The following is a 21986-nucleotide window of genomic DNA, read 5'->3' on the forward strand; positions in this document are numbered from 1 at the left end:
GGACCCACACAAAATGATGCTCATCGAATGCCCCTGGTGCGGGCCCCGCAACGAGACCGAATACGGCTACGGCGGCGAGGCCCACGTGGCCTACCCGTCGGACCCCTCGGCGCTGAACGACAACGAATGGGCCAAGTTCCTGTTCTACCGCAAAAACCCCAAGGGGCTCTTCGCCGAACGCTGGGTCCACTCCGCCGGCTGCCGCCGCTGGTTCAACGCGGTGCGCGACACCGTGACCTATGAATTCAAGGCCGTCTACAAGCCAGGCGAGCCGCAACCCATCAAGACCACCAACGCCCCGGCCACCAACACCGCAGCACAGGGAGGAACCAAGTGAGCACCACCTCTTCGCACCGACTCGGCGCGGACGCAACCGCCTCCGCCCGCATCGACCGCACCCGCGAGCTTTCCTTCACCGTGGACGGCAAGGCCTTCACCGGCTTTGCCGGGGACACCGTGGCCTCGGCCATGCTCGGGGCCGGAATCCGCGCCTGCGGCGACTCCCTCTACCTCAAGCGCCCGCGCGGCATCGTCTCGGCCGGCGTCGAGGAATCCAACGCGCTGGTCAAGATCGGCGCCCGCTGGGCCGGACACGTGAACGAATCCATGCTCCCGGCCACCACCGTGGAACTCACCGACGGCATGGACGTCACGCTGCTTCAGGGCCTGGGCCAGCTTGACCCGCGCACCGACGAGGCCATCTACGACCGCAAGCACGTGCACACCGACGTGCTCATCGTCGGGGCCGGCCCCGCCGGACTGGCGGCTGCGCGCGAAGCCGCGAAGTCCGGCGCCCGGGTCATCCTGATCGACGAGCAGCCCGAGGCCGGCGGTTCGCTACTTTCGGCCTCCACCGAGACCATCGACGGCAAGGGCGCCGCGCAGTGGATCGCCGAGACCCGCGCCGCCCTGGATTCGGCCGAGGAGTTCACCTACCTCTCGCGCAGCACCGCGTTTGGCAGCTACGACGCCAACTACTTCGTGGCCGTCCAGCGCCGCACCGACCATCTGGCCGGCGAGCTGGGCGCGGGGGTGTCCCGCGAGCGCATCTGGCACATCCGGGCCAAGCAGGTCGTGCTGGCCACCGGCGCCCACGAACGCCCGCTGGTGTTCGAGAACAACGACCGCCCGGGGATCATGCTGGCCGCCGCGGCCCGCTCCTACCTCAACCGCTACGGCGTGCAGGTCGGCAACAACATCGTCGTGGCAACGACCAACGACTCGGCCTATGCGTTGGTCGAGGACCTGCTGGCCGCCGGCACCGCGGTCTCAGCGGTCATCGACGCCCGCACCGAGCCCTCGATCCGCGCCACCGAGGTCTCTGCCCGCGGCATCCGGGTCATCGTCGGCTCCGTGGTTGCCGACACCTCGGCAGGTCCCGACGGCTCGCTGTCCTCGGTCACCATCAGCGGCATCGATGCCGCCGGCGCACTGGTCGGGGACACCGAGACCATCAACGCCGAGGTCCTGGCCGTCTCCGGCGGCTGGAACCCCGTGGTGCACCTGCACTCCCAGCGCGAACGCCGCCTGGGCTGGAGCGAGGCGCTCTCCGCCTTCGTCCCCGCCCACCCGGTGGCCAACCAGCAGACCGCCGGTGCCATGAACGGGCGCCTCGAGCTGGCCTCCGCGCTGGCCGAGGGCGCCCGCGCCGGGGCCGACGCGGCAACCGCCGCGGGGTTCAGCACCTCGGCCTCGGTGCCCAGCGCACCGGTGGAGACCCCGGGCGAGTCGCGCGCCCTGTGGCTGGTTCCCTCGCTGGCCGGCGAGGGCGCCGACTACAAGAGCCACTTCGTGGACTTCCAGCGCGACCAGACCGTGGCCGACGTGCTGCGTTCGGTCGGCGCGGGCATGCGCTCGGTGGAGCACGTGAAGCGCTACACCTCCATCTCCACCGCGAACGACCAGGGCAAGACGTCCGGGGTGAACGCCATCGGCGTAATCGCCGCGGCCTTGGGCACCAACGACGTGGCGGGCATCGGCACCACCGCCTTCCGCGCCCCCTACACCCCGGTGGCCTTCGCGGCCCTGGCCGGGCGCGAGCGCGGGGAGCTCTTCGACCCGGCCCGCCTGACTTCCATCCACCCGTGGCACGTGGCCCGCGGCGCACTCTTCGAGGACGTCGGGCAGTGGAAGCGCCCCTGGTACTACCCGCTGGAAGGCGAGGACATGGATACCGCGGTCTACCGCGAGTCCAAGGCCGTGCGCGACTCGGTGGGCTTCATGGACGCGTCCACGCTGGGCAAGATCGAGATCCGCGGCAAGGACGCCGGCGAGTTCCTGAACCGCATGTACACCAACGCCTTCAAGAAGCTCAAGCCGGGGCTGGCCCGCTACGGCCTGATGTGCAAGGCCGACGGCATGATCTTCGACGACGGGGTGACCCTGCGCCTGGACGAGGACCGTTTCTTCATGACCACCACCACCGGCGGCGCCGCCGGCGTGCTGGACTGGCTGGAGGAATGGCTGCAGACCGAATGGCCGGAACTTGACGTCAAGTGCACCTCGGTCACCGAGCAGTACTCGACCGTCGCTGTCGTGGGGCCCAAGTCCCGCGCGGTGCTGGCCAAGGTCGCCCCCGAACTGGATCTGGACAACGAGTCCTTCCCGTTCATGGCCTTCAAGGAGACAGTGCTGGCCTCGGGCATCGAGGCGCGCATCTGCCGCATCTCCTTCTCCGGCGAACTGGCCTACGAGATCAACGTGCCGTCCTGGTATGGGCTGAAGGTCTGGGAAGACGTGGCGGAGGCCGGGGAGGAATTCAACATCACCCCCTACGGCACCGAGACCATGCACGTGCTGCGCGCCGAGAAGGGCTTCATCATCGTCGGCCAGGACACCGACGGCACGGTGACCCCGCAGGACGCCTCGATGGAGTGGGTGGTCTCCAAGGTCAAGGACTTCGTGGGCAAGCGTTCCTTCGACCGCGTGGACAACCGTCGCGAGGACCGCAAGCAGCTGGTCACCGTGCTGCCGGCGGACAAGAGCCTCCGGTTGCCCGAAGGCACCCAGCTGGTGAACAAGGGCACCGAACTGACCCAGTCGGTATCGCCGGTGCCGATGCAGGGGTTCGTCACCTCCAGCTACCTCTCCCCGGCACTGGGCCGCAGCTTCGGCATGGCCATGATCTCCAACGGCCGGGCGCGCATCGGCGAGGAGCTGTCGGCCTTCGTCGACGGCAAGCTCGTGGATGTCGTCGTGGGCGAAACCGTACTTTTTGATTCCGAAGGGAGCCGTCGAGATGGCTGAGCAGGTTTTGACTGATATTTCCGTATTGCGCACCAGTCCGTTGGCGCACCTGGCATCCGCGCTCGAGCAGGGCTCGGTGCAGGGTGAACGCGGCGTGTCGCTGCGCGAGATCGCGTTCACCACCCAGCTCGGGGTGCGCGCCGAGCCGGGAACCGAAGCCCACGCCGCCCTGGCCGCGGCAACCGGCGTCGGCCTGCCGGATTCGGTGGGACAGGTCGCCGGGACCGCCGACGGGACAGCCGTGCTCTGGAGCGGCCCGGACGAGTTCCTGCTGGTTGCACCGGAGGGCACCGAGTTGCTCGGCGACCTGGTCCAGGCGCTGGGACAGGCCCCGGGCCAGGTGGTTGACCTCTCGGCCAACCGCACCGTCATCGAGCTCTCGGGACCCAGTGCCCGAGAAGTGCTGGAGAAGGGCTGCCCGGCGGACCTGCACCCGCGCAGTTTCGGCGTGGGAACCGCGATCACCACGGTGCTCGGCCCGGTTCCGGTGCTGCTGTGGAAGAGTGCCGAGGACACCTTCCGGTTGCTGCCGCGGGCGTCCTTTGCCGACTACACGGCGCGCTGGCTGCTCGATGCCATGACGGAATTCGCTTCCCCACCCGTCGACTAGGCGGTCAGCACGAGCCGTGGCCACGGCGGGCGGGCGATCCCCCTTTCGACCGGGGGGTCGCCCGCCCGCGTTCGTGGGCGCAACATCGCGGCGGCGAATCGGGATTGTGGCCAGAGGCACCTAAAATAGCCAGCGGAACACCAGCAGTAAAGAAAAACAGACCACCCTTCGCGAGGCCCCGGCGGCCGCGCATGTATCGGAGTGCCGAACGTGGATACACCAACTGAAGTCGAACACATCCTCACCGTCGCCTGCGCGGAGCGCCCCGGCATCGTCCATGCGGTGACCGGGTTCCTGCTTGCCCAGGGCCGCGACATCGTCGAGCTCAAGCATTTCGGGGACCGCCGTGCCGGGCAGTTCTTCATGCGCGTGGATTTTGCCGGGGCCGACGCCCCGGGCCTGACCGAGTCCATGCGCGCCGGCTTCGCCTCCCTGGCCGACGAATACGGCATCACCTGGACGCTGGCGCCCAAGGGCACCAAGAAGCGCGTGCTGATCATGGTCTCCAAGTTCGACCACTGTCTCAACGACCTGCTGCACCGGGCCCGCCTGGGCGAGCTGCCGATCGACGTTGTCGCCGTGGTCTCCAACCACACTGACCACCAGGGCCTGGCCGAATGGCACAAGGTGCCCTTCTTCCATGTGCCGGTCACCCCGGACACCAAGCCGGCCGCCGAGGCGAAGCTGCTCGAGCTCATTGACGAGTTCGACGTGGAACTCGTGGTGCTGGCGCGCTACATGCAGGTGCTCAGTGACGAGCTCAGCCGCAAGCTCACCGGCAAGACCATCAACATCCATCACTCGTTCCTGCCGTCCTTCAAGGGCGCCAAGCCGTACCACCAGGCCTGGGACCGTGGCGTGAAGACCGTGGGCGCCACCGCCCACTACGTCAACGCCGAGCTCGACGAGGGACCGATCATTTCCCAGCAGGTCCAGGACGTCGACCACACCTACTCCCCCGCGGATCTGGTGGCCGCCGGTCGCGACACCGAATGCAAGGCGCTGTCCAACGCGGTGAAGTGGCACGCCGAGGGACGCGTGTTCCTCTACGGCAACCGCACCGTGGTGCTGCGCTAACAAACGCACGACCATGCGTTCCGACCTTCGGGCCGGCGGGATCCTTCGGGTTCCCGCCGGCCCGAAGCGTTTTGGGCATAAAACCAACTACTTCACCGGGTCGAGGGATGTCTTGCGGGCATGGCGGTGCCCGCGAAATGTTGTTCCCTTGCCTACCGGATCACTCCCGCGCCAGGACCTCGGCGGCCGCGCCATCGGTGGACGCATCCTCCAGCCCGGATCCGCCCAGGGCCTGTTCCTGCCAGCTTTCTGCCCGCCAGCTGCCCGGAGTTCCCTCCACCACAACCACGCCGGTATTCGAAACAGCGTTAAGGGCGGTGAATCCCTTGGGGAGGTTCCCGCATCGGGCTCCGACCCACGCTCGGATCATGGCGCCGTGGGTGACGAGCACCGCGGTATCGATACCCGTGGACACCACTTCGGCGACAACGTCGTCGAAACGTCCCAGCACCGCCTGCCCGTCCTCCCCGGTCCCGGCGATTATGGCGTCAGTGGCCCCATCGGCCCACCCGAAGGCCACGGACAGGTATGCCTCAATGGAGGCCTCGTCGTTGGCCATCTCCAACGTCCCGGCCGGAATTTCCCGAAGCCCGGCACGGATACCTACCTCGAGTCCGAGCGCGGCAGCGAGCGGGGCCGCCGTCTGTTGGGTGCGAAGGAGCGTGGAGGCATAGATCGCCTCGATGGTGGTGGCAGTCAACGCCGCCGGCAGCGCCCGGGCCTGTTCACGACCGAGGTCAGTCAGGCTCGCCCCCGGCTCGCCGGTGTCGAGGTGGTGTCCGACGTTCGATGTGGTCTGGCCGTGCCGAATGAGGATTAGTCGCATGTCCACCATCTTCCCTGCGGCCACGACGGTCCGACGAATTGGTATCCAGGCTTCCTGCCTCGGCGCCCATGCAGGCCATGGAGGATCGCGACACGAGCCCAGGCACGGAAACGATCTCCGGATGAGCTTGCCGTCGAGCCGTTGACATATACCCCCTAGGGGTATACGTTGGCGCCATGAACGAACACCAGCACAGCACGGCAGCCCCGCCGGACCCGGAAAACCGCCAGTTTGGCAATGGACCGCATTCGGCACATCCGGAACACGACCACGCAAGCATGGTCCACCCTGAACATGCCGGCGCCGGGCATGGCGACCACTCGGGCCACGGCGGGCACGGAGACCATGTGGCGGTCTTCAGGAAGCTCTTTTGGGTCATGCTGGCCATCTCGATACCGGTTCTGGCCTTCAACGCCATGTTCACCATGCTCATTGGCGTCACCTTGCCCCGGACCGCGTGGATCCCGTGGGTCTCCCCGGTCCTGGGCACGGTGATGTACCTCTGGGGCGGACGGCCGTTCCTCTCCGGGGCCAGGGACGAGCTGGCGGCCCGCAAACCTGGAATGATGCTGCTGATCTCCTTGGGCATCACGGTCGCCTTCCTGTCCTCTTGGGGTGCGAGCCTCGGCCTTCTGGACCACGGACTGGACTTCTGGTGGGAACTCGCCTTGCTGATCGTCATCATGCTGCTGGGCCACTGGATCGAGATGCGGTCCCTGGCCCAGACCACCTCGGCCCTGGATTCACTGGCCGCGCTGTTGCCCGACACCGCCGAACGCATCGTCGGCGGTGAAGTCCAACAGGTAGCCCCCGGCTCCCTGGAACTGGGCGATGTCGTCATCGTGCGCCCCGGCGGACGCATCCCGGCCGACGGGGAAATCACCGACGGAACCGCCGAGATGGACGAGTCGATGATCACCGGCGAGTCCCGCACGGTGTCCCGCGGCCCCGGTCAACACGTGGTGGCCGGTACCGTCTCCACCGACACCGCCGTCCGCGTGAAGGTCACGGCGATCGGGGCCGACACGGCCTTGGCGGGCATCCAGCGTCTGGTCACCGAGGCACAGGCCTCCAGTTCGCGCGCCCAGCGCATCGCCGACACTGCCGCCGGCTGGCTGTTCTGGTTCGCTTTGGGCGCCGCCCTCGTCACCGCCACAGTCTGGTCGCTGCTCGGGGACCCGGACGCGGCGGTCATCCGGACCGTCACGGTGCTGGTCATTGCCTGCCCCCACGCCCTGGGACTGGCGATCCCGCTCGTGGTTTCCATCGCCACCGAACGCGCCGCCAAGGGCGGGGTGCTCATCAAGGACCGGCTCGCCCTGGAGGGCATGCGCCAGGTAACCTCGGTGCTCTTCGACAAGACCGGCACCCTGACCGTCGGCGAACCCGTTCTCACCGAAATCGCCGCGGTTCCCGGCCACTCCGAGGACCAGGTCCTGGCCCTCGCTGCGGCCGCCGAATCCGACAGCGAGCACCCGCTGGCCCAGGCGATCATGCGGGCCGCGGGCGAACGCTCACTGTCTCTCTCCCCCGCCACCGGCTTCCGCTCCTCTCCGGCCGAGGGTGTCCGGGCTTCCGTCGACGGGGCCGAGATCGGGGTCGGCGGCCCGCACCTTTTGGCCACCCATGCCCTTGAACCGCTGCCGGCCAGCGAGAGCTGGAAGGCGCGCGGGGCAACCATCCTGCACGTGATCGCCGACGGGGCAGTCATCGGGGCACTGGCCCTGGCGGATGAGATCCGTCCCGAATCCCGCACCGCCGTTGAGGCACTTCACGCCCGGGGCATCAAAGTCGTCATGATCACCGGGGACGCCGCGGCGGTGGCTGAATCCGTGGGTCGGGAGCTGGGCATCGACAGGGTCTTTGCGGGGGTGCGCCCGGAGCACAAGGCCGCCAAGGTCGCCGGGCTGCAGGCGGAGGGGCAGAAGGTCGCCATGGTCGGGGACGGAGTCAACGACGCCCCCGCGCTGGCGCAAGCGGATGTCGGCATCGCCATCGGGGCCGGCACCGATGTGGCCATTGCCTCGGCCGGGGTCATCCTGGCCAGTGACGACCCGCGCTCGGTGCTCTCCGTCCTGGATCTCTCCCACGCCAGCTACCGCAAGATGAAGCAGAACCTGTGGTGGGCGGCCGGCTACAACCTGGTATCCGTTCCCCTGGCCGCCGGAGCGCTGGCCGGCATCGGCTTCGTCCTGCCGATGTCCGTCGGTGCGGTGCTGATGTCGGTTTCCACCGTCGTGGTGGCGTTGAATGCGCAGCTGCTGCGCCGCCTGGATCTGCGCCCCGGCGCCGGGCTCGATCGAGACCGCAGGAAGTAGCCGGCACTGCCCCTGCGACCCGCGCAGTAGGCGCCCCTCCTCTTGACATTGACGTTGCGTCAAGATTTACCGTTGATTCCATGGAACGGTCGATACAACAGGTCGCCAGGCTCGCCGGCACCACCAGCCGCACGCTGCGCCACTACGACGACATCGGCCTGCTGCCGCCCAGCCGCATCGGACACAACGGCTACCGGTACTACGACGAGGCGGCACTGATCCGTCTGCAGCGCGTACTGCTGCTGCGTGAGCTGGGACTCGGCCTGCCGCAGATCCACCAGGTCATCGAGGCCGAGGCGGACGAGGCCGCGGCGCTGGAAACGCACCTGGCCCTCCTGCGCGCCGAACAAGACCGCCTCGCACGACGGATCGCAGCGGTGCAGCACACCATCGATTCACTGCAAGGAAGAGGGAAGCTCATGGCAAAAAACATGTTCGACGGATTTGACCATACGGTGCACCGGGACGAGGTGGAGCAGCGCTGGGGCAAGGAAGCCTATGCCCGCTCCGACGCCTGGTGGCGCGGGTTGGGCAAGGACGGACAGGAGGACTGGAAGCTCCGGATGAAGGACCTGGGCAACGACTGGATCGCCGCGGCCCGGGATGCCGGAACCACCCCGGACTCCCCGCAGGCCCAGGACCTGGCCCGGCGCCACGTCCAGTGGCTCACCGGCATCCCGGGAACCCCGGCGGCGGAGCCGGGCGGCGACACCAAGGGGTACGTCATGGGCCTGGCGGAGATGTATGTGGCCGACGAGCGCTTCGCCGCGAACTACGGCGGCTTCGAGGGCGCTTCCTTCGTGCGCGATGCCCTGACGATCCACCTCAGGGCGATGCCGTAGCAGCAAAGAGTGTGCAGGCATCCCGCCTTCTACAGGTGCGTTGGCGCGAACATCTTCAGCAGCGTCTGCACCACCACCACGTTGGGGCCGTCGGCGGCAAAGGACTCCTCGAGCGCCTCGCGCACGTTTTCCGGGTCCACCAGACGGGCCGGGATCCCGAAGGATTCGGCCAACGCCACGAAGTCCGGGCGGGCCAGCTCGGTGGCGGTGGCCTTCCCGAAGGCCCCTTCCATGTATTCGCGCAGGATCCCGTAGCCTCCGTCGTCGACGATCAGCCAGGTCACGGGAGCCTGGTGCTGCTTGGCGGTGGCCAGTTCGGCAATGGAGTACATGGCCGAGCCGTCGCCGGAGACCGCCAGCACGCGCGCCTGCGCCGGGGTCTTGCCCGCGACCTGCAGCCCCAGCGCCCCGCCGATGGCCGAGGGGAAGCCGAAGCCCAGGCCGCCTGCACCCTGGGCGGAATGGAACTCCCCGGCCTTGGAGTCCCAACAGCTCCATCCCCAGTAGGCGGAAATGGTCATGTCCCAGAACGTTTGCATGTCATCGGGCACCGCGGCCCGGATGTCGGCCATGAAGGTGCGCTCCTTGGACAGGTCCTGGGCGTCTAGCCGTGCGAAGACCTTGGCCAGGGTGTCGGCAACGACCGTTTCGGGGCCCTTCCCGTGCCAGTTGGCCTCGGTCCCGCCCTCGAGCATGCCCAATGCCTCGCCCAGGTACTCGAGCGCCGCCTTGGCGTCGGCCCGGATGCCCAGGGCCGGGCGGTTGGATTCGAGCACGCGCGGCTCGGCGTCGATCTGGATCAGGTGCCCGCGCGGCTCCAGGGTGAAGTAGTTGCTGGTGACCTCGCCCAGGGCGGAGCCCACCACGATCAGCACGTCGGCGTCCTCCAGGACCTCGGTGACGTGCCGGTCCTCGACCCAGGACTGCAGGGACAGCGGATGGTTCCAGGGGAAGGCGCCGTTGCCGCCGGGAGAGCACACGACCGGGGCGCCCAGGGACTGGGCCACGGCAAGCAGCGCGTCCTTGGCCCCGGCGCGGCGGACCCCGCCGCCGGCCACGATCACCGGGCGACTGGCCTTGGCCAGCCAGCGGACCGCTTCGTCGATGAGCTCGACGCGCGGCGGGTGCTCGTAAGCCTCGGCCAGCGCGTCGATGACCGGCGGTACCAAAACCGGGGCCAGCAAGACGTCCTGCGGGACCTCAACCCAGACCGGGCCCTGCGGCACGGTGATCGCATCGGCCCAGGCGTCCTGGATGGCCGAGGGGATGCCCGAGGCGTGGTGGACGGTGCGCTGGGACTTGGTGACGTTCGCCGCGGAGGCCTTCTGGTCATCGAGCTGGTGCAGCATGCCCTTGCGGCGCGCGCCGAGCCCGTCCAGCGGAATCTGGCTGGCCACCACCACCATGGGCACAGAAGTGGCGTAGGCCTCCTGCAGACCGGCCAGGGATGTCAGCGCGCCGGGCCCGGTGGACAGGAAGAGCACCCCGACCTCGCCGGTGGCCCGGGCATAGCCGTCGGCGGCAAAGGCGGAGTTGTTTTCCACGCGGGAGGAGACGAAGTGCAGCTTCGAGCGCGAGAGCGCATCGAAAAGGCCCAGTGCATGCTGGCCGGGGATGCCGAAGACCGTGTGGGCACCGAGCGCCTCGAGGGTCTCGATGACCAGGTCCCCGCCGTTGCGCGTACCCACTTCGGCGATGTCGTCCGGGCTCATGCCTGGGCCGCTTTTTTGTCGTTGGCGCGCTTGTCTGCGATCAGCGAGACCAGGTCGTAGGCCACGTGCGACGCGGCGACGCCCGTCATCTCGGCATGGTCGTAGGCGGGGGCGACCTCGACGATGTCGGCTCCGACGATGTTCATGCCGCGCAGCCCCCGGATGATCTCCAGCAGCTCGCGGCTGGTGATGCCGCCGGCCTCGGGCGTTCCGGTTCCCGGGGCATGCGCCGGATCCAGCACGTCGATGTCCACGGAGATGTAGAGCGGGCGGTCGCCGATCCGGTCGCGCAGCTTGTGCACGATCTCGTTCACGCCCTGGTAGTAGACATCCGAACTGGTGACGATGCCGAAGCCGAAGCGCTTGTCGTCCTCAAGGTCCTTCTTGCCGTAGAGCGGGCCGCGGGTGCCCACGTGGGAGATGGCCTCGGTGTCGAGGATGCCTTCCTCCACCGCGCGGCGGAAGGGGGTGCCGTGGGTGTACTCGGCACCGAAATAGGTGTCCCAGGTGTCAAGGTGCGCATCGAAGTGCAGCATTGCCACCGGCGCGCCCGCGCGTTCGGCGGCGGCGCGCAAGAGAGGCAGCGCGATGGTGTGGTCCCCGCCGAGGGTCACCAGGGTGGAGCCGTCGGCAGTGAGGTCCAAGGCGTTTTGCTGGATGGTCTCGATGGCCTCGTTGATGTTGAAGGGATTTACCGCCATGTCCCCGGCGTCGGCCACCTGGGTCAGCGCGAAGGGCGAGACATCCAGGGCCGGGTTGTAGGGACGCAGCAGGCGGGAGGACTCGCGGATGTGCGTGGACCCGAAACGTGCACCTGGCCGATAGGAAACTCCTGCGTCGAACGGAACACCCACGACCTTGATGTCGGCGGCCGGCACCTGGTCGATGCGCGGGAGCCGGGCATAGGTGCCCAGTCCGGCAAAACGCGGAATCCTTGAGGCGTCGATGGGCCCGATGTTTCCGTTTTCTTCAATGCGGAGTTCTTCCACGTTCTTCTCCCTCAGGGTTTCCGGCACCGAGCGCCGAACATGCCTTGTTGCTCAATATGAAACAACCGTTGCCCTGTATGCTATTTGTGGTGTGGGCAACAGTCAAGGCACCCGCCTCGGCCCGGGGATCAGATGGGCGAGCATGGCTCGCGGTGCCGCCACGTTCCCCGCATGGGCCCTGCCCCGTCAACACCCAGCACGGCCCTGACATGGCTCCGTCCACCCTGGGTGAATCGTTCAATATGGACACACCCGGCAGCCGCTTGTTACTTCCGGTGCGTACTCAGCACCGAATCGGCAACTTCCAGCACAGCGCAATGGGGTGTGGATCAGTTCATCGAACTTGGCCGGATTAGGCGGGGGGACGCGGCTTGGCCCGCTCGCGCATCAAGAACACATACAGAAGTGCCAGGATGGTCGAAACGATCAGCACCACAGCGAGCATGAAAGCTCGGGGCGCCTCGGTGGAGTTCACCATGGCGCCGGAGACTCCGTCGATCTCGGCGAGCGCCGAGCGTGATCAAGGTCGACGGCGGGGGCTTTTCATCGGGCATGCCTAGAAGCACTTTCAGTGATGGAAAGCCGTGCTTTTCCATCACTGAAAGCCACCGGTCAAACGTCCTGCCTGGGACGCTCCCGCTTCGCAAACGACGAGAACAAGGCGCGGTCCGCCGCATACATGCAAATGGATATGCCCACAGACAACGCCAGTGCCTTGACGATCACTTCCTGCGGATTCGCGGGCAGCAACACCAGCTGGACGGGACCCACGAGGAAAATCAACAACACCATCCACAAAAGATAGGAAAGCGACATCGGTGGCTCCAGGGCCTCGGAATGGAATTGCCGACGCAAGATCGTGGCGACGCTGATAAAAATGATGATCATGGCCAGGGCAATCGCGCCGGGAATGACAAACGTTCTGGAGGTCCGGAGCAGTGTCAATGTGACCCCCGCAGTTCCGCCCAGGATCATCGCCAGCCACCACGGTGCCCAGAGCCGCTTGGGTCGCCAAGGAACCAAGGATGTGTCTTCGGGCAGGGTACTCACAAACAAAGTCCTTAAAGCAGGCGGGTGCAACGCAGGAAACGACTTCCCTGATGTATGCCGCTACAAAATGGTTGCTTTTCGGCGGCTGAATGTCAAAGCGGCGTACTGTCGCGCACGTCACCAAACTAGTTGTCACCAGCTATGTCCAGGCTCGTTGGGCAAGAGTAGCGTTCCTTCTCGTGAAGAAAACCTCTGCGTCAGCCGGACTGGTTTCGCCCGTGCGAACCAAGACCCGTCCAAAACGCTTTTCAAGGTGGCTCCGTGACACCGAAATAGGTCAGGACCACGCGGAACCCGCCGGATCCACGCCAACCGGACACCGATGGTGGCAGGTTATGTGCCTCTCCGGCCTGGACTACTTTTCAACGCTTGGCTACCAACCCGCCATTGCCGCACTGGCGGCCGGCGCCTTGGCCCCGTTGGCGACGCTCTTGCTCGTGGCAGTCACCCTGGGTGCGGCGTTGCCGGTCTATCGGCGCGTGGCCAACGAATCCCCGCACGGGCAGGGTTCGATCTCCATGCTCGAGCGTCTGCTGCCCCATTGGAAGGGCAAACTGTTCGTCCTGGTGCTGTTGGGCTTTGCGGCCACGGACTTCATGATCACCATTACGCTGTCCTCGGCCGATGCCACGGCGCACATCATCGAAAACCCCTTCACCCCCGATGCATTCCACGGGCAGCAAGTCATTATTACGCTGGTCCTCATCCTGCTGCTGGGGGCACTGTTCCTGCGCGGCTTCCACGAGGTCATCTGGCTGGCCGTTGGCCTGGTCGCCGTCTACTTGCTGCTCAACCTCGTCGTCATTGCCGTCGCAGTGGCGTCGCTGGTTCGCGACCCCGCCCCCGTAGACCATTGGTGGCTGAACCTGACGGCCTCGCATTCGGAACCCTGGATGATGGTTGCCATTGCCCTGCTCGTCTTCCCCAAGTTGGCCCTGGGTCTGTCCGGCTTCGAAACCGGCGTGGCCGTGATGCCCCAGATCCGGAAGGCACCCGGGGACACCGAGGCCAGTCCACTCGGACGCATCGCCGGAGCCAAGAAGCTCCTGCTGACGGCGGCACTGACCATGAGCGTGTTCCTGGTTTCCTCCTCGATCGTCACCACCCTGCTGATACCCGCCCCGGAATTCCAGCCCGGCGGCCAGGCCAATGGCCGCGCGTTGTCGTTCCTGGCCCACTCGATGCTCGGCGAGGGCTTCGGCAGCGTCTACGACCTGTCCACCATCCTGATCCTGTGGTTTGCCGGTGCCTCGGCCCTGGCGGGGATGTTGAACCTCATTCCCCGCTACCTGCCCCGCTTTGGCATGGCCCCGGAGTGGGCACGGGCCGTCCGCCCCCTGGTGTTGGTACTCATCGGCATTGCCGTGGTCATCACCATCTTGTTCGAGGCAAGTGTCGACGCCCAGGGCGCCGCCTACGCCACCGGCGTGCTGGTGCTCATGGCCTCGGCCGCGGTGGCGGTCACCATCTCGGCCAGGCGCAAGGGCCAGCGGTGGCGGGCCATTGGCTTCGGGATCATTTCGGCCATATTCATCTACACCACCGGCGCCAATGTCGTCGAGCGGCCCGACGGCATCCGGATTGCCGGGTTCTTCATCGCCGGGATCATCGTCGTCTCCATGGTTTCGCGTTTCCGGCGCTCCACGGAACTGCGGGCCACGTCGGTGACCCTCGATGAGGAGGCCCTGAAGATCATCGAGACCTCCAGCCGGGATTCGATGGTGCGGATCATCGCCCACGAGCCGGTCCGCCTCTCGGCCGCCCGCTACCGGCACAAGCTTGCCCACGCAAGGATGGCCAGCCATCTGCCCGAGGATGCGCCGGTGGTCTTCATCGAGATCAGGGTCTCGGACTTCTCGGACTTCGCCCAGGACATCGTGGTTACCGGGACCACCCGGCACGGATACAAGATCCTGCAGGCCGAGGCGCCTTCCGTGCCCACCGCCATTGCCGCGATCTGCCTGGAAATCCGCGACCAAACCGGCGTGATGCCGCACATCTACTTCCGCTGGACCGAAGGCAACCCGGTGCACAACCTATTGCGCTTCCTGTTCCTTGGCCAGGGCGAGATCGCACCGCTGACGCGCGAAGTGCTGCGCGAGGCCGAGCCGGCCATCGGCAAGCGCCCCTGGGTGCACGTGGGCTAAGGCACCTGGCATTCGGCACCGCGGGCTTGCCCCCGCGGCCTAGGATTGCAGGGTCCCTGTCGCTTGTCGTGGAGTCTGTGTGTCTGCCGTGGAAAAGAATCCGTCCCGAGAGGGCGGGCGCAAATTGCTGGTCGCGCTGTTCGTTGCCTATCTCAGCCTGCTCGCCTGGATCGTGCTGTGGAAGCTCGAAGTCCCGTACCTCGGCGGGGGCGTGCTTCGCCAGCTCAAGCTGGTCCCGTTCGCTCCCGGTTCAGGGTTCGGGGCGAGCGCACCTTTCGAAGTTGTCGCGAACATCCTGCTCTTCGTGCCCTTCGGCCTCTACCTTGGCCTGCTCGCACCGTCGCGGCAGTGGTGGAAGGCCGCGGGCGCGGTCGCCGGGGCGAGCGCGGCGCTGGAGGTCATCCAGTACGTCCTGGCCCTTGGGAGCTCGGATGCCACCGACCTTGTCGTCAACACCGCCGGTGGACTGGCCGGGATCGGCCTGCTCGACCTGGCACGGCACCGGCTTCAGGCGAGGACGACCGCGGTCATGACACGGATCTGCACGATCGGGACCGTGTTCGCCCTGCTTTTGACCGGGGTCTTCGTGGCTTCTCCCCTGCGCTACGCGCCGCCGCGGGACGCCGCGGCCCTCTCCATGCACTCAGTACCCGCACAGCTGGCAGGGAACACGGCGAAGGACAATGTCCCCGGCTAAGCCCGAACACAAGCGGCCAGCGGACAGTGGCGGCTGGAGGTCTTTTCCGCGGGTTTCGTCCACGGGTTGGGCAACGGGTCCTAACGCGACGCGGCGGGGACCAGCGTCCAGGTGACGATGGCTTCCTCGCCCGTCGGGTTCTTCCAGCTGTGCGGCTCGCGCCCCGGGAAGGTCACGGTGTCCCCCGCGTCGAGGTCAAGGCGCTCGTTGGCGAAAATCAGCACAAAGCGCCCGGAGAGGACATGGAGCACCTCCACCTCGCAATCCACCGAGTAGAGCTCCTTTTCACCCTCGCCGTGCGGGGCAATGACGGCGCGAATCACCTGCAGGCGCCGCTCCGAACGCGCCGTCACCAACCTTTCGACAATTCCTTCGCCTCCCAGTGAGATGCGAGGGGCCTCGGCAAGCCTGACCACGTGGGTGTCCGGCTGGGTGAAAAGCTCCCCGACCTCCAGGGACAGTACCTGGCAAAGGGTCACCAGCGATGCCACCGAGGGGCTGGTCAAATCGCGCTCCACCCGGGAGAGAAAACCCTTGGTCAAGCCCGTGGATTCGGCGATCTGGTCAATGGTCAGACGCTGGGCATGACGCGCCGCCCGGATCCGCGAGCCGATGGCGAGGGCAGCACTGCTGGGCTCAACGGGCAGGGCTTTCATCGGCGCGGGTCTCCAGGTGGGCTCGAGGGAAATATTGCGTTCATACAGCTTAGGTGCAATTGACGTGTGCGACACCTCACATTAGCCTGTAGAACAACAAAAGTTTACCCCTAGGCATCCCAGAGTTGCACCCAAGTTCATTCCCAGCAAAGGCTCCCCCCATGGAATTCATCAATGGCACGATCGTTGCCGTCTATTTGGCGGCTATGCTCATCTTCGGCTGGTGGGGAAAATCGCGCACCAAGAACAGCAGCGACTACCTCGTGGCCGGCAGGCGGCTCGGCCCGTTCCTGTACACCGGCACGATGGCGGCGGTCGTCCTGGGCGGGGCCTCCACCGTCGGCGGCGTCGGCCTCGGCTACAAGTTCGGGATCTCCGGCATGTGGCTGGTCGTGGCCATCGGCGCCGGCGTCATCCTGCTCTCGCTGCTCTTCGCACCCACCCTGCAGCGCCTGAAGATCTTCACCGTCTCGCAGATGCTCACCCTGCGCTACGGCAGCAAGTCCGCGACGAACACCTCGGGTATCGTCATGCTCGCCTACACACTGATGCTCTGCGCAACCTCCACCAGCGCCTATGCGACGATCTTCGTGGTCCTCTTCGGCTGGGAGCGCTGGCTGGCCATCGCCATCGGCGGGGTCATCGTGGTCATCTACTCCACCATTGGCGGCATGTGGTCGATCACCCTGGCCGACCAGGTCCAGTTCGTCATCAAGACCGTGGGCATCTTCTTCCTGATGCTGCCCTTCGCACTGAACGCAGCCGGCGGCATGTCAGGGATCCGCGAACGCGTCGGGGCGGAGTTCTTCAGCTTCACCGGCATCGGCGTCCAGACGATCATCACCTACTTCGTGGTCTACACCCTGGGCCTGCTCATCGGCCAGGACATCTGGCAGCGCGTGTTCACCGCCAAGACCCCGAAGGTGGCCCGCTGGGGCGGCACCACCGCCGGCATCTACTGCGTGCTCTACGGGGCAGCCGGCGCCATCATCGGCATGGCCGCCAAGGTCGCCTTGCCGGAGATCATCGGCGCTGACACCAACAAGGACGTGGTCTACGCGGAGGTCGCCACTCAGCTGCTGCCCGTCGCCGTCGGCGGACTGGTGCTGGCAGCCGCTGTGGCAGCCATGATGTCCACTGCCTCCGGCGCGCTGATTGCCGCTGCCACAGTGGCCCGCACCGACGTCACCCCGTTCGTGGCCAGCTGGTTCGGCAGGCACGTGAAGGTGAACACCAACGAAAACCCGGAGCACGACGTGCGTGCCAACCGCATCTGGGTGCTGCTGCTGGGCATTGTCTCGATCGTGCTGGCCATCATGGTCTCCGACGTGGTCGCGGCACTGACCATTGCCTACGACATCCTGGTGGGCGGCCTGCTGGTGGCCATCATCGGCGGGCTGGTCTGGAAGCGCGGGAATGGGCTGGGGGCCGCCGCCTCGATGGCTGCCGGAACCATTGTCACCTTGGGCACCATGATCGTCCTGGAAATCCAGGCCGAACAGCGCTTTGACGGCATCTACGCGAACGAGCCAATCTACTTCGGATTGATTGCCTCGGCACTGACCTTCATCGTGGTCTCCCTGATCACGCGACCCACCTCCGCGGCGGTCATCACCCGCTGGAACGCCCGGGTCGCCGGCCATGCCGACGCCGAGGGCGCGGAAATCACCGAGGTCGCCGGCCGCTAGCACCGGATTCACGGCACGGACCGCATCCCGAAGGGAGCCCGTCTCCGCGCACTGCGCGCGAAGACGGGCTCCTTCCTTTCGCCGCAGCCCTTCCCCGGCGGGCCCCGTCGCTCCTAGGCTGGGCCGCATGGACAATCTCAAGGACCACCTCACCACGTACCTGGACAGCACGCGCGAAGCCATGCTCTGGAAGGTCGAGGGGCTCAGCGAGCAGGAAATGACCCGCCCCATGGTCGGGACGGGCACCAACATCCTGGGCCTGATCCAGCATCTGGCCACCGTCGAGTACGGCTACTTCGTCGAATGCCTCGGGTTCACGGTCGAGGATGAACGCCACGACGCGCTGATGGCCGATCCGGAAGTCAGCGCCGACATGTGGGTGCCCGCCGATGTCCCCTGCTCCGAGATCCTCGATTTCTACCGCCGCGCCATCGCCGCAGCAAACCACAACATCGCAGCCCTCCCCCTGGATGCACCGGCCACGGTTTCCTGGTGGGTGCCGGAGAAACGCGACACCACGCTCGGGCGCCTGCTGCTGCACATGAACGTGGAGACCGCACGCCATGCGGGCCATGCCGACATCGTGCGGGAGCTCATCGACGGTTCCACCGGAATGCGCCGGGACAACACCAACATTCCTCCCTACGACCCCGTTGCCTGGACGCAATTGCACGCAAATATCTTGCGGGCCTCCGAATCACGGTAAAGTGGACCACAGCTTCACGAGACGCGTCGGCAAGCTCCGACTCAGACGCGCACCAACCCCAGGTTCATGGGTGGTTCGGATGAAGAAGCGGTCGCGGACCACTTGGCCCCGGCAAGAGCTCACGAAAGGCTTTCGCCCCCACATGGCACCTTCCATCCCCGTTTTGCCCCTGCTCGATGTCCACCGTGCGGTCGTCGAGCTGCGCCTTGCCGGTTCCTGGCACAGCTACCACGTTGCGGACGCACCTTCGCTGGCCGCGGCCCTGGCCAATGCCGTCGGCTCGCCGCGCTTCGACGCCCACGCGAGGGAGCTGTCGGTGCGCATCCCCCGGGCCGGAAAGCCCGCCGGACAGGCGTTGTTTTTTAGTCTCAACGAATTTTCACTTGTCCTGCCAACGGCTACACTCGTGGGTTGAAGGGGAGTAGTTCCCAGACCCGCCGGCACGGCGGGACAGCGGTGCGTCGACATACTGGTTACAGCGTTGTAACCCGGCAATCCACCCGGGGCCACGGGCAATCCAGCCCGGCCCGGGCGAACGAGACCTTCGGTCCACACATTGGTGGCCCGAGGCTCAACGTACCCAAAAAGAAATCCTGCTGGGCCTCCCCATCGCATGGCCTCCCGAGGCCGTGAACGCCCACATGAGGATGAGAGCATGACGCAACAAGCGCCGACCCCCACTCACGCCCAGATCAAGCGCTGGCGCCAGTACCTGGCCGACGAAATCGCCGAAGGCGCGGTCTACCGCGAACTGGCCAACAAGCGCCAGGGTGAGGAACGCGCAGTCCTGCTGGGACTGGCAGCCGCCGAAACCCGACACGAGGAACACTGGCGCTCGCTGCTGGGCGAGAACGCCGACAAGCGCACCCGGCCCTCGATCCGGCGCACCATGCTCCGCTTCCTGGCCCGGCACTTCGGTTCGGTCTTCGTCCTGGCCCTGGCCCAGCGTGCCGAGGGCAACTCCCCCTATGCCGCAGACACCGATGCCAGCCGCCAGATGGCCGCCGACGAACTCGTCCACGAGGAGGTCGTGCGCGGCCTGGCCACCCGCGGCCGCAACCGGCTTTCGGGCAACTTCCGGGCGGCGGTCTTCGGCGCCAACGACGGCCTGGTGTCCAACCTGGCCTTGGTCATGGGCATCGGCGCCACGGGCGTGGCAACCTCCTTCGTGCTCTTCTCCGGCATTGCCGGGCTGCTGGCCGGGGCCCTGTCGATGGCCGCGGGCGAATACGTCTCGGTGCGTTCCCAGCGCGAGCTGCTCTCGGCTTCCAAGCCCACGGAGGTGACCCTGGCCGCGGCGCCGGACCTCGATCTGGATGCCAACGAGCTGGTATTGGTCTACAAGGCCCGCGGCATGAGCGACGAGGACGCAGCACACCGGGCCGCCGAACGCATGGGCATCTACTCCTGCGACTGCAACCCCTCCACGTCGCTCCGGTCCGAGCTCACGGTTGCCGCCGATAGCCGGGAACACGAGGAAATCGGCTCCGCCATGGGTGCGGCTTCCGCGTCCTTCTGCTTCTTTGCCTCCGGGGCGGTCATCCCGATCCTTCCGTTCATTTTCGGCATGGACGGCACCCCCGCGATCCTGCTCTCCGCCGTGCTGGTGGGCATCGCCCTGCTGGCCACCGGCGGCGTGGTCGGCTTGCTTTCCGGCGCATCCCCGGCCAAGCGCGGACTGCGCCAGCTGGCCATCGGCCTGGGCGCCGCGGCGGTCACCTACGTCCTCGGACTGCTCTTCGGCAGCTCCGTGGCTTAGCGGCACCACTGCAGGGACACTGGCACGTGCCGCCACTTTCATGGATCGGGGATCCGGCGGCACTCTTTCCTCGCTGTGCCCGAACGGGATGGCACTCGCCGGGAACGCAGTCGCCCACGATCCTTACTAGAACATATTTTCTAATATTCATGAAAATATCTTCCAATTGTCGGCTACTGGTTCTAAAATTGAAGTATGGCAACGACGTCATCGAGCGGTACCCCTTCTGACGGCACCACCGGTGGTGCCGTCAGGGACCTGGGCTACGATGCGCTATTGCACGACGGGGCGGACATGGACGCACTGGTTGCCGAACACTTGGCCCGCACCGGCACCGACGGGATCCTGTCCCTGGCCGCCGCGGTGAACGGAGCCCCGGTACTGACAGGAACCCATGAGGCGGTGACCGCCGTCGGCGCACTGGAAACCTTGAAATGCGCCGCCACGGCGAAGCAGGCCGACCACAGCGTCGCCTACCAGGATTCCTTGGTCGCCGATCGACAGCGCGCCGGGGTCAGGGAGAAAAACCCCGCATGGGGCTCAAGCGGGGACGTAGCCCTGATGCTGCATTTGTCCCCGAAAAGCGGAACCAAACGCACGAACGACTTCCGGATACTTGCCGAAGACCTGCCACACTGCCACCAGGGGCTGCGCCGCGGCATCATGACTTGGGACCAGGCGCACGTGGTAATCAGCGGCACCCGGAGCCTCAAGATCGAAAACCGGAGAATGATCGACGAGCTGCTGTGGGAGGACACCCACACCTGCTTCGAGGCCGGAACTGCGTCGCTGCGTGAGCTGGTCAACTACTGGGCCCTCGTCCTTGAACCTGAAACCGCCGAACAAGAGGAAGAAGACGCCACCGAGAAGCGGTATGTCAGCGGCTACCAGGTGAACGAAAACACCGTGCGGATCGTCGGTGACTTCCCGCTGGACCAGGGCGTTCCCATCCTGCAGGTCCTCAACCGCGAAATGGAACGCCCCCGGAAGCCCGGGGACGACCGCACCAACGCCCAGGTCGCGGCAGACACCGTCTTCGAGGCGATCACCGACACCAAGGCCACCGGCTCCAGGCCGGTGGAGCTGTTGCTGATGATGGACCCGGAAAGCCTCACCGGTGCCAGTGATGAACCGGCACTGATCCCGGGCCACGGATACATCAGCGCCACCAGGGCCCGGTCACTGGTGGCCGGCGACCCAGAGCACCCACTGAACACCTGGTACCGGCGCCTCTATGCAGCCCCGGACACCGGCAAATTGGTCGCGATGGATTCGGCCGCCCGCAGCTTCGCCGGAAACCTCAAGCGCTTCATCACCCTCCGCGACCAACGCTGCCGCACCCCTCACTGCAACGGCCGCATCGAGGAACTCGACCACGTCGTGCAGGTTCGCCGCAACGGGAAGACCACCGAGATCAATGGTTCTGGCCGCTGTCGAACATGCAACCGGACCAAGGAAGCGCCCGGATGGCACGAGGAGCCTCTGCCCGGACGAGGCCGCCATTCCTTCAAAATCACCACCCCGAGCGGCCACAGCTACACCTCCACGGCCCCGCCACCGCGGCCCGGCACCGGCAGTCGCCGGCCACCCCAGCGGATTTAGCCGCCCGCCGCCACGGGCGGGAAATCCACACCCAACGCCACCGGGGATGCAGCCACGCATC

The 21986-nt window shown here is 66.5% G+C and carries 19 protein-coding genes and 1 riboswitch; of the genes, 13 read left to right on the plus strand and 6 right to left on the minus strand.

Annotated features, from left to right (window positions below; genetic code table 11):
• The first annotated feature begins 13 nt into the window (after window positions 1–13).
• The 4 genes from Q2T94_RS03455 (at window position 14) to purU (ending at window position 4933) form a co-directional block, all read left to right on the plus strand.
• Window positions 14–337 carry a sarcosine oxidase subunit delta gene (locus tag Q2T94_RS03455; RefSeq protein WP_302262890.1) on the plus strand — a complete coding sequence of 108 codons (324 nt, stop codon included), beginning with the start codon at window positions 14–16 and terminating at the stop codon, window positions 335–337.
• The gene (locus Q2T94_RS03460; RefSeq protein WP_302262891.1) at window positions 334–3246 is read left to right on the plus strand and encodes a sarcosine oxidase subunit alpha family protein; all 2913 of its coding nucleotides are present in this window, start codon (window positions 334–336) and stop codon (window positions 3244–3246) included. Before Q2T94_RS03455 ends, Q2T94_RS03460 begins: the two co-directional genes overlap by 4 nt.
• Window positions 3239–3856, plus strand: a complete 618-nt coding sequence (locus Q2T94_RS03465) for a sarcosine oxidase subunit gamma (protein WP_302262892.1) — start codon at window positions 3239–3241, stop codon at window positions 3854–3856. The genes Q2T94_RS03460 and Q2T94_RS03465 overlap by 8 nt, the downstream gene beginning before the upstream one ends.
• A gap of 210 nt (window positions 3857–4066) precedes the next feature.
• The gene (purU, locus tag Q2T94_RS03470; RefSeq protein ID WP_302262893.1) at window positions 4067–4933 is read left to right on the plus strand and encodes a formyltetrahydrofolate deformylase; all 867 of its coding nucleotides are present in this window, start codon (window positions 4067–4069) and stop codon (window positions 4931–4933) included.
• Window positions 4934–5093: 160 nt separating this feature from the next.
• Here purU and Q2T94_RS03475 read toward each other — a convergent pair whose 3' ends face one another.
• Window positions 5094–5759: a histidine phosphatase family protein gene (locus Q2T94_RS03475; RefSeq protein WP_302262894.1), complete on the minus strand. Its 666-nt coding sequence runs from the start codon at window positions 5757–5759 to the stop codon at window positions 5094–5096.
• A 176-nt stretch (window positions 5760–5935) separates the two neighbouring features.
• Between Q2T94_RS03475 and Q2T94_RS03480 the strand changes: the two genes are divergently transcribed.
• Both Q2T94_RS03480 and Q2T94_RS03485 read left to right on the plus strand, forming a co-directional pair.
• Window positions 5936–8077 carry a heavy metal translocating P-type ATPase gene (locus Q2T94_RS03480; protein WP_436836813.1) on the plus strand — a complete coding sequence of 714 codons (2142 nt, stop codon included), beginning with the start codon at window positions 5936–5938 and terminating at the stop codon, window positions 8075–8077.
• An 80-nt stretch (window positions 8078–8157) separates the two neighbouring features.
• Window positions 8158–8919 carry a MerR family transcriptional regulator gene (locus Q2T94_RS03485; RefSeq protein WP_302262895.1) on the plus strand — a complete coding sequence of 254 codons (762 nt, stop codon included), beginning with the start codon at window positions 8158–8160 and terminating at the stop codon, window positions 8917–8919.
• Window positions 8920–8948: 29 nt separating this feature from the next.
• On the opposite strand, the gene Q2T94_RS03490 is transcribed toward Q2T94_RS03485, so the two are convergent.
• The 4 genes from Q2T94_RS03490 to Q2T94_RS03505 all read right to left on the minus strand — a co-directional run bounded on the left by Q2T94_RS03490 (window position 8949) and on the right by Q2T94_RS03505 (window position 12670).
• Complete coding sequence (locus tag Q2T94_RS03490; RefSeq protein WP_302262896.1) at window positions 8949–10631, minus strand: thiamine pyrophosphate-binding protein; 1683 nt, start codon at window positions 10629–10631, stop codon at window positions 8949–8951.
• Window positions 10628–11620, minus strand: a complete 993-nt coding sequence (gene speB, locus Q2T94_RS03495; protein WP_264268486.1) for an agmatinase — start codon at window positions 11618–11620, stop codon at window positions 10628–10630. The genes Q2T94_RS03490 and speB overlap by 4 nt, the downstream gene beginning before the upstream one ends.
• A 352-nt stretch (window positions 11621–11972) precedes the next feature.
• Complete coding sequence (locus Q2T94_RS03500) at window positions 11973–12098, minus strand: hypothetical protein (protein WP_302262897.1); 126 nt, start codon at window positions 12096–12098, stop codon at window positions 11973–11975.
• Window positions 12099–12232: 134 nt separating this feature from the next.
• A complete protein-coding gene (locus Q2T94_RS03505; protein ID WP_302262898.1) occupies window positions 12233–12670 on the minus strand; it encodes a hypothetical protein in 438 nt (145 codons plus the stop codon).
• A gap of 335 nt (window positions 12671–13005) precedes the next feature.
• Between Q2T94_RS03505 and Q2T94_RS03510 the strand changes: the two genes are divergently transcribed.
• Together Q2T94_RS03510 and Q2T94_RS03515 are read left to right on the plus strand one after the other, a co-directional pair.
• Window positions 13006–14817, plus strand: a complete 1812-nt coding sequence (locus Q2T94_RS03510; protein WP_302262899.1) for an APC family permease — start codon at window positions 13006–13008, stop codon at window positions 14815–14817.
• Window positions 14818–14896: 79 nt separating this feature from the next.
• Window positions 14897–15514 (plus strand): VanZ family protein, encoded by a 618-nt coding sequence (locus tag Q2T94_RS03515; protein ID WP_302262900.1) that lies wholly within the window; start codon window positions 14897–14899, stop codon window positions 15512–15514.
• Window positions 15515–15594: 80 nt separating this feature from the next.
• Here Q2T94_RS03515 and Q2T94_RS03520 read toward each other — a convergent pair whose 3' ends face one another.
• Window positions 15595–16170, minus strand: coding sequence for a cupin domain-containing protein (locus tag Q2T94_RS03520; protein WP_264268490.1), 576 nt, complete (start codon window positions 16168–16170; stop codon window positions 15595–15597).
• Between the two features lie 161 nt (window positions 16171–16331).
• On the opposite strand from Q2T94_RS03520, the gene Q2T94_RS03525 reads away from it, so the two are divergent.
• From Q2T94_RS03525 to Q2T94_RS03545, 5 genes are all read left to right on the plus strand, one after another.
• Window positions 16332–17858 carry a sodium:solute symporter family protein gene (locus Q2T94_RS03525; protein WP_302262901.1) on the plus strand — a complete coding sequence of 509 codons (1527 nt, stop codon included), beginning with the start codon at window positions 16332–16334 and terminating at the stop codon, window positions 17856–17858.
• A 127-nt stretch (window positions 17859–17985) separates the two neighbouring features.
• On the plus strand, window positions 17986–18564 hold the full coding sequence (locus Q2T94_RS03530) for a DinB family protein (RefSeq protein ID WP_302262902.1): 579 nt from the start codon (window positions 17986–17988) through the stop codon (window positions 18562–18564).
• A 12-nt stretch (window positions 18565–18576) separates the two neighbouring features.
• Window positions 18577–18688, plus strand: a riboswitch (SAM riboswitch).
• Between the two features lie 18 nt (window positions 18689–18706).
• A complete protein-coding gene (locus Q2T94_RS03535) occupies window positions 18707–18979 on the plus strand; it encodes a hypothetical protein (RefSeq protein ID WP_264268493.1) in 273 nt (90 codons plus the stop codon).
• 240 nt (window positions 18980–19219) lie between these two features.
• A complete protein-coding gene (locus Q2T94_RS03540) occupies window positions 19220–20323 on the plus strand; it encodes a VIT1/CCC1 transporter family protein (protein WP_302262903.1) in 1104 nt (367 codons plus the stop codon).
• A gap of 195 nt (window positions 20324–20518) precedes the next feature.
• Complete coding sequence (locus Q2T94_RS03545) at window positions 20519–21925, plus strand: DUF222 domain-containing protein (RefSeq protein WP_302262904.1); 1407 nt, start codon at window positions 20519–20521, stop codon at window positions 21923–21925.
• Window positions 21926–21986 lie beyond the last annotated feature (61 nt).

Source organism: Paeniglutamicibacter sulfureus (genome assembly GCF_030512175.1).
Classification (GTDB): Bacteria; Actinomycetota; Actinomycetes; order Actinomycetales; family Micrococcaceae; genus Paeniglutamicibacter; species Paeniglutamicibacter sulfureus.